Annotated in this window: 13 protein-coding genes; 11 read left to right on the top strand and 2 right to left on the bottom strand. The window is 45.0% G+C overall.

Annotated elements, in window-relative coordinates; genetic code table 11:
• Positions 1 to 26: 26 nt before the first annotated feature.
• Together MADE_RS15970 and MADE_RS21090 are read right to left on the bottom strand one after the other, a co-directional pair.
• Positions 27 to 896, bottom strand: coding sequence for an MIP/aquaporin family protein (locus tag MADE_RS15970; protein ID WP_012519673.1), 870 nt, complete (start codon positions 894 to 896; stop codon positions 27 to 29).
• Between the two features lie 359 nt (positions 897 to 1,255).
• Complete coding sequence (locus MADE_RS21090) at positions 1,256 to 1,387, bottom strand: hypothetical protein (RefSeq protein WP_012519672.1); 132 nt, start codon at positions 1,385 to 1,387, stop codon at positions 1,256 to 1,258.
• A gap of 234 nt (positions 1,388 to 1,621) precedes the next feature.
• Here MADE_RS21090 and MADE_RS15960 point away from each other — a divergent pair, with 234 nt between their 5' ends.
• From MADE_RS15960 to MADE_RS15910, 11 genes are all read left to right on the top strand, one after another.
• Positions 1,622 to 3,565 carry a TonB-dependent receptor plug domain-containing protein gene (locus MADE_RS15960; RefSeq protein ID WP_012519671.1) on the top strand — a complete coding sequence of 648 codons (1,944 nt, stop codon included), beginning with the start codon at positions 1,622 to 1,624 and terminating at the stop codon, positions 3,563 to 3,565.
• 240 nt (positions 3,566 to 3,805) lie between these two features.
• On the top strand, positions 3,806 to 4,948 hold the full coding sequence (locus MADE_RS15955; RefSeq protein ID WP_012519670.1) for an HmuY family protein: 1,143 nt from the start codon (positions 3,806 to 3,808) through the stop codon (positions 4,946 to 4,948).
• A 2-nt stretch (positions 4,949 to 4,950) separates the two neighbouring features.
• A complete protein-coding gene (locus tag MADE_RS15950; protein WP_012519669.1) occupies positions 4,951 to 5,907 on the top strand; it encodes a heme/hemin ABC transporter substrate-binding protein in 957 nt (318 codons plus the stop codon).
• Positions 5,907 to 7,043: a FecCD family ABC transporter permease gene (locus MADE_RS15945; protein ID WP_012519668.1), complete on the top strand. Its 1,137-nt coding sequence runs from the start codon at positions 5,907 to 5,909 to the stop codon at positions 7,041 to 7,043. The genes MADE_RS15950 and MADE_RS15945 overlap by 1 nt, the downstream gene beginning before the upstream one ends.
• A 5-nt stretch (positions 7,044 to 7,048) precedes the next feature.
• Positions 7,049 to 7,879 (top strand): ABC transporter ATP-binding protein, encoded by an 831-nt coding sequence (locus MADE_RS15940; RefSeq protein WP_012519667.1) that lies wholly within the window; start codon positions 7,049 to 7,051, stop codon positions 7,877 to 7,879.
• Between the two features lie 37 nt (positions 7,880 to 7,916).
• Entirely contained in the window at positions 7,917 to 8,648 is a 732-nt protein-coding gene (locus MADE_RS15935; RefSeq protein ID WP_012519666.1) for a HugZ family pyridoxamine 5'-phosphate oxidase, read from the top strand.
• Between the two features lie 122 nt (positions 8,649 to 8,770).
• A complete protein-coding gene (locus MADE_RS15930) occupies positions 8,771 to 9,220 on the top strand; it encodes a Dabb family protein (protein ID WP_023559882.1) in 450 nt (149 codons plus the stop codon).
• 73 nt (positions 9,221 to 9,293) lie between these two features.
• Entirely contained in the window at positions 9,294 to 10,004 is a 711-nt protein-coding gene (locus tag MADE_RS15925) for a hypothetical protein (protein WP_012519663.1), read from the top strand.
• Positions 10,005 to 10,097: 93 nt separating this feature from the next.
• Complete coding sequence (locus MADE_RS15920) at positions 10,098 to 10,517, top strand: cadherin-like domain-containing protein (protein ID WP_012519662.1); 420 nt, start codon at positions 10,098 to 10,100, stop codon at positions 10,515 to 10,517.
• A gap of 36 nt (positions 10,518 to 10,553) precedes the next feature.
• Positions 10,554 to 11,129, top strand: coding sequence for an Ig-like domain-containing protein (locus tag MADE_RS15915; RefSeq protein WP_158318461.1), 576 nt, complete (start codon positions 10,554 to 10,556; stop codon positions 11,127 to 11,129).
• A 70-nt stretch (positions 11,130 to 11,199) separates the two neighbouring features.
• The gene (locus MADE_RS15910) at positions 11,200 to 12,237 is read left to right on the top strand and encodes an IS110 family RNA-guided transposase (RefSeq protein WP_012519660.1); all 1,038 of its coding nucleotides are present in this window, start codon (positions 11,200 to 11,202) and stop codon (positions 12,235 to 12,237) included.
• The last annotated feature ends 44 nt before the right edge of the window (positions 12,238 to 12,281 follow it).

Genomic DNA, 12,281 nt, shown 5'->3' with positions numbered 1-12,281 from the left:
TTGCCGCTCGTATATCAACAGTCAGCTTACCCTCTATCAAAACTCTCTTGAGAAGTTTGTGTAACAACGGAAGTTTCGCAATCGCTAGGAATAGTACAGGCGCGACTGTCTTGGGAAAGAGAGCGGCCTATTAATACAGGGTAAAGCCAAGCGCCAAAGCATGCTCCACATATAGGCGCTACAATAGGCACAATAAAGTAGGGGATGTCTTTCGCCCCATCAAGGGCATACTCCCATCCCGCAATATAGGAAAAGAGCTTAGGACCAAAATCGCGAGCTGGGTTCATGGCAAAACCGGTCAACGGCCCTAAAGAAGAGCCAATGACAGCAATGACAATACCAATTAGTAGCGGATTCATGGCTCCACGTGATGCACCGTTGTTTTCATCGCCCAATGCCAGTATTGCAAACATCAACACTGCAGTGATAACGAATTCAACGCCAAAGGCACCCCAGAATGAAAGGGCTTCGTGAGGAAAAGTAGAAAAAATGCTGGCGGTCGCCAGAGCCTCTACACTATCGCGCGAAAGGTTGTGAGTAAGTTCATAGTCTGTAAAAAGTTGATGATATAAGCCGTAGATAAGTGCGGCAGCAGCGAATGCTCCCAGAAACTGAGAAAGGATGAAGGGGCCTACTTTGTGCTTTTCAAAACCATGAAAAAGAGCAAGCGCAATGGTTACCGCAGGATTAATATGTGCACCCGAAACCCCAGCAGTACAATAAATGGCAACAGCTACGCCAAACCCCCAGACAATACTTATTTCCCATTGACCGAACGAAGCACCTGTTAATACCAGTGCTGCAACTGCACCAACACCAAAGAAAATCAGAATCGCCGTGCCTATGAATTCAGCAATACACTGGCGGAAAAGCGTTGGTTCCGTGAGAGGTAACATAATTCATCCTTTAAATCTTTAACCAGTACAACGCGCTGTGCAGAAAAAGAAACGACAGAGTTATGTTAGGGAAAATGAAGGCAGAAAAGCGTTTTATGTTGCGCAATATTGCACTAACTGTCCATCTAACTAACAGGCCGTTTAGTTCTTATTCTGACGCAACTTCCCATGTACATTTAATTGGGACGTATCATAAAACGAACATAAACGAACTGCAAGTGAGCAAAAACGAATATTCATCATTCTTGGTATTGCTATAGCGCTCTTACTTGAAGGCAGTGAACACTGTAAACCTTAGTCTAGTGGAATACGGACAACCCTGTACTGGGGCTATTATTTTTGGTGTCGCTAGCAGCTTTTTACTCTCCAGCTTCCTCAACCAGTGCCGTCATAGCGTCAATAATATCGAGAAAGCTTGTTAGCTGCTCTGGTGTTAGGCCATTAGACAAGTTTTCGATTTTATTGATAAGTTGTTTAGTAGGTAGGCGCATAGTGTCAAAATCCCGTTGTTGTTACCTTAATATCTACTTTGTAAATCAATTATCTTGCCAAGTTTGTTTACTCCTCAATTTCTTTTTTCACCCTCTAAATAGCATTTTAAAAGTCCTATTTATTAGAGGCTTAGACATTTTTCATGAGAGCGGTTAACAATTTTCCTTGCAAAAAGGTTTTAAATAAATAAGATTAAACGCAAATCATTATCATTTGCATTAAAAGAATTATCAATGAAACGAGCCCGCTTTGTACCTTTCTTTGTGGTAGCCGCTAGCCTTCCTTTGTCTTTTCCAGTATTAGCAGAAGATGCCCTTGAGCGCGTTGTGGTGACAGGTACTAGGACACCTAAACTATTGGCTTCTTCGCCCGTAAAAATTGATGTAGTAGATAAAGCGGAGATTGCGCGACTAAGTAAAGGTACCTTGCGCCAAGTGCTTGAGGTGATGCCGGGCGTTGTGGTGAGGCGAAGTCAAAAAGACGGCTACAACGTTCAGCTAAACGGGTTCAATGGCGATCACGTATTGGTGTTAATCAACGGCCAGCCCATCATTTCTCCCACAGGCTCTTCCGTCGACCTTGACCAAATTAGCGTTGCCAATATTAAACAAATTGAAATAGTGCGTGGCGCGGCATCAGTACTTTTCGGCAGCTCTGCCATGGGTGGTGTTATCAATATCATTACCGAGAAGGTGGAAGGGTCGCAGTTTTCAGCAGACTACGAGGCATCATACTTTACCGATGATGCAATTGAAGGTGATGAAATCGGGCACACGTCTAGGATAACTGCTGCGAAAGCAATTAGTGATTGGCAGCTTGGCATAACGGCTCAGAACATTACCAACCCGGGTTTTGATTACGACGGCGAAACTACATCACAAGATGGAGGCGCGGTAGACAAATCCTTCGTGCAAATGTCGTTATCTACATTGATAAATAGCGTGAGCGTGCAATACAAGGGGCAGTGGTTGGATGAACAAAAAGACAAGCCTCAATCATCAATACCCGGTCAAGCCACTATCATCAGCTATCTGTCTAACGTAACCCAGTGGCAACACGATTTTCGCCTTGAGCAGCAATATGATTGGCATATCAATACGCGCTATCTTTCACATGATGAAGAAAGCGGTAACAGCAACGGGTTGCGTCAAACCGATATCCAGCTTGCGGAAATGGAAGCGCAGAAAATTTATTCCACCAAAGATATTGAGTGGGTAGGCGGCGTTGTTTTACATGGCGACTCGCTGGACCAGCTAAACCTCAGCACGGGCACGGTTGAAGTTGATGATGTAAGTCGTGAAAGTGCCGAGCTTTATTTACAAGGGAACTGGCAGCAAAACCACACCCAGCTTTTAGCGGGCGCAAGAATACAAAACGATTCTGATTTTGGCTGGCATACCGCGTTTAAAGCAAGTGCAAGCCAGTCATTTAACGCTGAAAATACTTCTTGGCAACTTCGTGCTGGCGTGGGCAGTAGCTATCGCGTGCCTAACCTTAAGGAGCGCTATTACGTATTCGACCACAGTAACTTAGGTTATATGGTGCTTGGCAACGACGCACTTACGCCTGAAACAGCGCTAAATGCTAACGTAGGCACAAACCTTAGATTAACGCCTACCAAAAGTGATTGGTTATATCAGGTCGATATTAACCTTCATTACACCAAAGCTGATGATTTCATTACCACGGCGGTAGACGTGGATGCATCGCAAGACGCGGGTTTGGATATTTCAGTCTATAAGAACCTCGATGAAGCCACCCTGTACGGTGCTGATTTAAGCGCTAGCGCGCAAGATGACAATTGGCAGTGGCAATTGAATTACAGCTACCTAGTTTCCGAAGACGGCAGTTCGCAGCGCTTGCCTGAACGTCCTACCCACTTAGTTAAAGCGTCTGTTACCTATCAGTTTAGTCATACCGACACCAGTCTACAGCTTTACGGTGTGCATGAGGGAAATGTGTCACCTTCTATTGGCTATAGCTCAATAGCGAAAGATAGCTTTACCACGCTAAACGCGGTCGTACAGCACCAGTTCACGCCTCAGTGGCAAGCGCGCCTCGGACTTGAAAACCTCACCGATGAACATCGCTCAACCGAGGCACTTTTAGCGGGGGCTTTCGACGCAAGGCCCATTGCTGCAAGGCGATTGTATTTGGGCGTGAGTTACCAGTATTGAAATAACCATAAAACGAAAGCACCGGCATAGAAAAAAACGTTTGAGAACAAAAAAACACCTAACGACAGATATCAAACTGACGAGGCCCCACTTTCAAAAAAAACGGCCCCAAAAAAATCGGGCCAAAAAAACGGCCCAAAAACTTAGGTTAAAAACCTAGACCAACAAATTAGACCAACAAATTAAACCAATAAATAAAACCCGCTGCTTAACACAGCGAATTTAAAATAAGGAAAACACATGAACAAAACCTATTTAGCGTTATTGCTTGCTATGACATTCGGCCTAACTGCTTGTGGTAGCTCAAGTAGCGATGACACCCCAGTTGAAACACCTGACGAAGTAACCGATGGTAGCGGAGGTTCGGATGATGGAAGTTCTGACGGTGGAAACGAAGAAGCAACCATTTATGGGCCATACAGTACGGGCTCGACATCAGCACCTGTTGCAGTTTACTTTGACTTAGATACACAAACGCAGCTTACGCTCACCGATGAAGAAGCTGCGACAGATACTGCGTGGGATATTGGTTTTAAACGTACTAATGTGTTTTTAAATACGCATCAAGACACGCCAGTAAGCTTTTATTTTACTGGAAATAACAGCGACTTTTATGATGATACTGGCGCGCCAGTGTCTGACTTGTTCCTAAATGCGACCGCTGACAGTGAACTAGACGACTACTTGGCTGTTACCGAAAGCGATATCCCAGAAGCTGAAGCGTTCAGCACAGATACAGAAACCCAAGTCATCGGCGATACCTTTTACAATTACGACTTTACCACTCACGTAGTAACGCCAAATGAAGAGACGTATTACATCGTGTTTTCAGACAGCAACTACACAAAATTTCACGTTACCGATATCGTCACTGAAGGGCGAGGTATTGGCGAAATAACCCTTGGCGTTATGCATCAAAGTGTTCTTGATGGGCAAACTACCTTTGCTGAAGAAGTTACGCTCACCGTTGATGCGGTAGGTTGTAGCGACGCCGTTTACGTTGACTTCGATATGCAGCAAGTGGTTACACAAACTGACGGCTGGGACTTATCTATTCCATGTGCAGACGGCGCGGGGGAATTTGCCCTGACTATTGCGGATGACGCCACTGCACTTCGCACCGATGCACAAACGTATAACGGCGTGGACACAGAAGCGGCGCAGTATTATGGTTTCAGTGAAGAGACGGTCAGTGAGTACGCGATGAGTACGAATAACTGGTATTTCTACGACAGCACCAGTCACTTACTTTACTCACAGTTTGGGGTTTATTTAATTCAGGCTGGCGACACCACGTATAAGTTTCAAATTACCAGCTATTACGATGAAGAGGGGACATCTGGTGCCTATAGTTTCCGCGCTGACCCTTTAAGTGGAGAGTAAAAATGTCGCAACACGCTCTTTCATTTTCTTCAATAGCCGCAAAAGCGATTTCTGCTGTGATGGCAGGGTGGAGTTTGTTTGCACTAGGGGCGTTTAGCGCCCCTTTGGAAGAGACTCAAACTGCATCACCTCGAATTGTTACCGCTGGTGGCAGTATCACGGAAATTGTGTTCGCGTTAGGGCGAGGCGACTGGGTAATCGCGACCGATAGCACCAGTATGTTTCCACAACAAGCGGCAAGTTTAACTAAGCTTGGGTACTTTCGTCAGCTTAGCACGGAAGGGGTATTGGCCCAACAGCCCACAATGCTATTAGGAGCTGAGGCAGCAGGCCCAAGTGTTGCGCTTGAACAAATAGCCCACGCCGGCGTAGACGTTACTACTTTTGAAGTGGATAAAAACCTTAGTGGCTTGAAAGCCTTGGTGCTAGACATTGGCAAAAAACTTGCCTCTAGCGAGCAGGCTATTGAACTAATCCACCATATAGAAAAGAAGGTAGAGCAACAAAAAGCGCGGTACGCCGATAAAACCTCTGCGTTCAACACACAAATCAAAGCGCTCTTTGTGGTGGCGAACAATGACAGAGGGATAACGGTAGCTGGTAAAGATACCGTGCCTCAAGCGCTATTCGATACTCTTGGAATCGTTAACATAGGAGAATCAGTAAAAGGCTACAAAGTGATGGATGCAGAGTCTGTGCTTATGCAAAACGCTGATATCGTGATTGCAGCAGGGCACATGCTTCGTGGCAAAAGTGAAAAGGAGGCCCTTTGTACACATCACGCGTTAGCTACCACGTTTGCTGGTAAACACTGCCTAGTTGAAGCCATGGATAGCAGCATAAGCTTGGGCCTTTCCCCGCGTTTTTATGTGGCGCTTCAGCATGTTGCAGAGTATGCAGAAAAAGCCATTGAAATTAAGCAAACGCAAAAGACTGCTTACAGTGGAACGAGTCAATAATGCAGTTATCTTCCGCAGCTAAGCACAGTGATAACCCAAGCGATTACTCATCGGTGCTTGTGGTACTTCAGCTTATTAATGCCCGCGCACAGCGAAAACGTATTGGCATGGGAATACTGCTCTTGTTGCTATTGATCTGTGCTTATGTGGGGTTAACCCGCGGCAGTTTACCAATTGATATTGAACAGCAACTTAGATACTTCATTAGCGGCGGAAATACGGTAAAAAATACGGTAGAAAATACGGCAGCAAACACCACCCATTGGTATGTGCTGTCTGAAATAAGGTTGCCGAGGGTGATCATGACTATGCTTATTGGCGCGCTGTTAGCCGTATCTGGCTGCGCCATGCAGGGTCTAGTGCGCAATCCGCTCGCCGACCCTGGCTTAATCGGTATTGCCGGTGGCGCAGCCGCCGCCGCGGCGCTGAGTATGACCATTGTGCCTCCACTTCTTCCTGCACTTGAATCGGTATGGGTAGCCATGTGGGCGTTTGGTGGAGCACTACTATCTGTATGGACGGTCTTACGGTTTTCAAATGGTCCGCAAGGTGTTTCAGTAGCCGCGCTTATTTTGGCAGGGGTAGCCATTAATGCATTAACCGGCACAGTCATAGGGGCTATTAGTTACGTGGCAAGCGACGATGCGCTTCGCCAAATAAGCTACTGGACTATGGGGAGTTTAGCCGGAGCAAGCTGGACGCTTTGTGGTTTGGTCGCTTTAGCGAGTTTTATTGCTATTACAGGGTTAATGAAGTCCCGTAATGCCCTTAACTTAATGGCACTGGGTGAAAAAGAAGCAGCCTACATGGGGCTAAATGTTACGCGCTATAAACAAAGGGTTTTATGGTTGGTGGCGTTTTCCGTGGCATTAGCGACAGCGCTGTGCGGCATTATCGGCTTTGTAGGTTTGGTGGTGCCTCATATGTGCAGGGCAATCTTTGGCGTAAATCACCAGGTTCTAATTCCTGCCAGTGCGCTAACAGGGGCGCTACTATTGATAGTCGCCGATACGCTTGCGCGAACGCTGTTTGTACCTATGGAGATACCTATTGGTATTGTTACCTCTGCAGTAGGGGCGCCATTTTTCCTTTACTTACTGTGGCAGCAGCGCCGTATATTTAGTGGTGGGGTGTAGCTGATATGAAAATTGAAAGACTAGAGCAAAGCGATAATGGCAAACGGTTAAACACTGAGTTGCTTACATTAAAAGATGTTGTCATTGCCAGAGGTAAGAAGCGCTTGCTAGAGCCGCTATCGCTTTCTTTCCACACCGCTGAGTTTACCGCTATCGCCGGTGAAAACGGATGTGGTAAGTCTACGCTATTAAGTATGCTTAGTGGTGTAGAAACGCCGTTTAATGGAGAGCTAACCCTTGGCGGGCAAGCGATAAGTTCGCTAAGCGCAAACCATTTAGCGTTGCAGCGTGCTGTAATGGCACAAAGCGCATCGACGCCTTTTGGTTTTATTGCCGATGAACTACTTCACTTAGCGCGATATCAGCATATTGAGTTGTTAGAACAAAAGAGTCGTCTAATTAATCTTGTAGCTGAGCAGTTTGACATTACACACTTGCTTGCTCGAAATATACAAACCTTGTCAGGCGGTGAAAGGCAAAGGATATTTCTGGCCAAGGCTGTTCTTCAAATATTACCAAGTGATCAGAACGAGAGCTTGGAAGGCAAGCTTTTGCTGTTAGATGAGCCCACCTCGGCGCTTGATTTACGGCATCAGAAACTGGTAATGCAGCAACTGGTCGCGCTACGAGAAAAAGGGCTGTGCATCGTTTGTGTAAGCCACGACCTTAATTTGATTTCCCCTTACTGCGACAGACTGATTTTACTGGGTGAAAAGCGGTGCTTAGCCGACGGACCACCCGCGCGGGTTCTTACTACCGATATGCTATCTCGGTGCTATCACACCCAGCTAAACCTAATTAAAAACGAACAAAAACAAGTTTTCGTGACGCATTAATTTTCGCGAAAACCGAAAAACAAGAACGGAGTTAACCATGAGCATGCAAGATATTGCATTTCAAGCAAAACAGCTAAGCCGCACCCATCACAGCGGTGTATTGGGCACGCATTCAACATCAATGCCCGGCTACCCTTTTGGTTCGGTTGTACCTTACTACCTAACGCCAGCCGGTGACGCAATTATCTATATTAGCGATATCGCGCTTCACACTCGCAATATTAAAGCGAACGACAAGGTAAGCTTAACTATTTTCGATGCCGGTGAGGATGACTCTCAGGCGAATGGTCGCGTTACTATTATGGGAAGTGCTGAGCTTGCGAACCAAAACGACGTGAAAGCGCAGTATTTTCGTTTGTTTCCGCAAGCTAAAAAATACGAGCAAACCCACGATTTTAATTTTTACGTTATACGCACTGAACGAGTACGCTTTATCGGTGGTTTCGGAAAAATCCATTGGGTTGATAAAGTCTATTGGAGTGTTGAAGCCCAAGACTGGCATGGCGCGCCAGAGAGTATGATTAACCATATGAACGAAGATCATCAAGACGCGATGCAGCTTATTTTGCAGCACAAAAAGGGTGTTAACGTTGAAGAGCCAATAATGCATAGCGTATTTCCAGAAGGCATGCATTGCGGTACAGAAAAACAAACGTGGTTTGTCCCTTTTGAGGCGCTGTGTGTTTCGTCAACAGATGTACGAAAAGCGTTGGTTAAACTGACTAATGATGCACGGGAAGCGCTTAATGTGCCCAAAGCGGTGTCGTAGCTGCTGTAGTTTTGACCATAGCTGGCTGTTCTAAATAGTAGCTGGCTATAGTTGCTTCAAATGCATCATAGTGCCATGGTAAGTAGATCTTCGATAAAACGCTTAACCATGGAGCATCAAAGATGACAGATATAAAACGTAGACAGTTTGTAACGAGTGCTGGTGCACTGGCTTCTTTTGCTGTATTACCTGCTAGTGCCAGCTCTCCAAGTTCTTTGCCTTCAGCCTCTGCTAAGTCTTCGAGCATGAAAAACAGTATGCTTCCCCCCATACTCCATATGGTTTATTTTTGGCTTAATAATCCTGGCTCTAATGAAGATAGAGCGAAGTTGATAGCTGGCTTAGAGTCCTTAAAAGCTATACCGCAAATTCATTCCCTTCATATTGGTGTACCCGCCAATACTTTAAAGCGCGATGTTATTGATAATTCCTTTGATGTTTCTGAGCTCATGTTTTTTGAAAGTATCGAGGCCCAAAATGAATACCAATCTCATCCAATTCATAAACAGTTTGTTGAGCAGTGTTCGGATTTATGGCGCAAGGTCATAGTGCGAGATTCTGTTTCGGTATAGGGCTTATTGATTGCTTCTCTTTGTCAATAAAAGTTAGGTTCTGTATTTCGTTGTCGATACCAAGGCACCTTTTATGTTTTTAACTCGTTTTCTAAAGCTATTTGTACTTGTTGCTGTTGGTCTTTTTTCTTATGAAGCTGCCGCAGGTGTATCTATTGAAAATCGAGAGCTTGTGTATGAAGGGCCCATTTCCGCAAAAAACAATGAGCGTGCAATTACGCTTTATGAAGCAGCGGTAGATAAGCCATCGACCCTAGTGATTACTAGTGGTGGCGGCAATGTGGATTTAGGAATGGACTTAGGCGAGTTTATTCTGGAACATGATTTAGATGTCAAAGTGAACACATTTTGCTTTTCCTCATGCGCAAACTACGTATTCACTGCGGGCAAAAACAAATGGCTTGGTGAAAATGCAATATTGGGTTGGCACGGGGATGCGGCTTCTGCGTATTGGCGGGATAGCGATATCAATGCCATGGTACGCCACTTAGAGGGCGAAGAGAAAAGCAAAGAATGGCAAGAACTTCGACAACACTATGATGATATCACACGAAAATCTGTTGTCCGCGAAAAGCAATTCTTTAAGCGTATTTCAACCGACCATGCGTTGCTTACAATTGGTTTATCGAAAGATCTAGTCAAAGCAGCGGTTAAACAAAAGGCAAGAGGGTGGACGGTTACTCCCGCACTGTTAGAAAAAATGGGGGTTAGTAATATCAAGTTTATATCATCTCCTTGGCAGCCTAAGAACAATCCTCGTTTCCCACTTTTGATTCTCCAATAAAGAATGTAAAGATTTGAATTTATTTCAAATGAGAATTAATATCATTCGTATTATTTATTAGTATGCGCTTCCTTTTTGTTGGAGTTGGCATACATGGCACTTAAGTTCGTTCAAAACAAAGAAAATAAAATAAGAATAAGTGGAAAACTGGCGTGTTTAGCTACGTCCGTTTTAGCGTTGTCTGCATGCGGTGGCGGAAGTGGCGGTAATAGCGCACCTAGCTTAAGCCAAGCTAGTCTATCCATAACTACCCTTGAGGATAATGCTGTAACAGGAACTGTGGTGGCGTCCGACTCAGACGGTGACACACTAGGCTATTCGGTTGGGGCAAGCCAGACTAATGGAAGTTTGACGGTAAACCAGGATGGAAGCTTTGTTTATACGCCGAGTGCCGACTTCTTTGGTGAAGATACAGCAAGTATTACAGTATCTGACAGTATCGAAGCAGTAACTGCAACACTTACTTTTAGCGTTTCCAATGTAAACGATTTACCTGTTATTCAAACCTCATAACTTGTTGTTGTTAGCAATGGTGAAACAACGGGCGTTATTGACGCCACAGACGTTGATGGCGATGCATTAACGTTTACTGTTCATACTCAGCCTGAGCAAGGTCTGGTGGAAATTGATAGCGACACTGGGGCGTTTACTTTCGTCGCGAATGAACTTGCTACGGTTGACGATAGCTTTATAGTGAGTGTGTCTGATGGCATTGGTGAGCCAGTATTAGGCACTATCGATTTAGGCGCCTCTTATGTGAGTAATGAAGACAAACTGACTTACTATTACGCTTCCTCTCACTCACACATTGCCAACGCCGAAAGTTTGGTTGAAAGCGATAGCGCTGACGATGAAGTTGTTATTACCGACGCAGAAGTAGCAGAAGATTCTTATATCAATATTGCCGTTGGTTATGCACTCGCTGGCTTCGCAGACTTAAGTTTGCAAACCATCAACGAAAAAATTATCACCCGCCCAGGTAAAGCAGAAGCGTTTCGCTTAAGTGCAAACGAATTAGAAAGAATCGGTGAAAGCGATACTGCAAAAACTTTCAGAACCGAAGCCGTAGTTCAGCAAAATGCGTATGTTGCCGCGCTTGGTCTAGACAACCTAGGTTCGAGATAATTGGACTCCCCCAACTCATTGAGCTGGGTTAATATTTTAGTTCTCACACAAAAATATCACGGAGTCCAACATGCACAATATAATCACAGGTGTTGATTTAGCGAAAGAAGAAATTCAGGTTTGCGTTTGTAAACGCAACAAGGTGCAGTCAAACCAGGCAATGACACCGACAGAATTTGCTTCTTGGCTAGCGTCGTCAAAACCAATGACAATTGTTTTTGAGGCATGTAGTACTTCAAACTATTGGAAACAAAAAGCGCTTGAATTTGGGCACGATGCTCGATTAATTTCAGCAAAATTGGTTGCCAGTGTGCGACAAAACCAAAAAACTGATAAAAACGATGCTTTAGCGGTTGCACAAGCAGCGCAACTCACCGATGTTTCTTTCATCAATGGCAAATCAAAAGAGCAACAGGAGTTGCAAACCTTGGTCCGTCTACGAGAGCTGGCCGTCAAACATAAAGTCGCAGTGCAGCAACAGATCAAATCTTTATTGTTAGAGTTTAATATCCGAGTGTCGCCCAGTCAGGGGGGGCTTAGCGGTGTTGTTGAAGCGGTTTTGGAAGACGCGGAAAACGGTTTTTCAGTGGTCTTTAGGCAAGCCCTCAATACAAGCTGGCAACACCTCCAACAGGGCATAGAATCAATAAAGCAGTACGACTTATATTTAGAAAAAGCAGCAAACGAACACGAAACATGTAAATCACTGCAGGCCCTAGAAGGTGTTGGTCCGTTAAACGCTGTGAATCTATACATGGCATTGGGCTGTGGAGAGATGGGGCAATTTGAAACAGGTCGCGATGCATCTGCTTGTATTGGTTTAACACCCATTCAGCACTCTTCGGGTGGTAAAGTGAAACTGGGCTCGGTGGGCAAGTATGTTAAAAATAATATGCTACGAAGTTGCTTAGTCAGTGGAGCGATGTCAGCGGTGAATCAGGCGATGAGACGACCAGCAAAAACCAAAAAAGAGATGTGGATCCAGCAGATGGTTGAACGCAGAGGTAAGCGCTGCACAGCGGTCGCGCTAGCAAATAAAACAGTCAGAACGGCATTCGCTATGTTAGCGAATGGAACAGAGTACAAAGCAGAACTACTCGCTGCTTAATAGAGGTTGTTGCACAACAATAATAATGCTCAATAAAAGATGAA

This window comes from Alteromonas mediterranea DE, from assembly GCF_000020585.3.
GTDB classification, from domain to species: Bacteria; Pseudomonadota; Gammaproteobacteria; order Enterobacterales; family Alteromonadaceae; genus Alteromonas; species Alteromonas mediterranea.
Note: the sequence above shows the minus strand (reverse complement) of the source record. Positions and strands in the feature narration are given on the sequence as shown.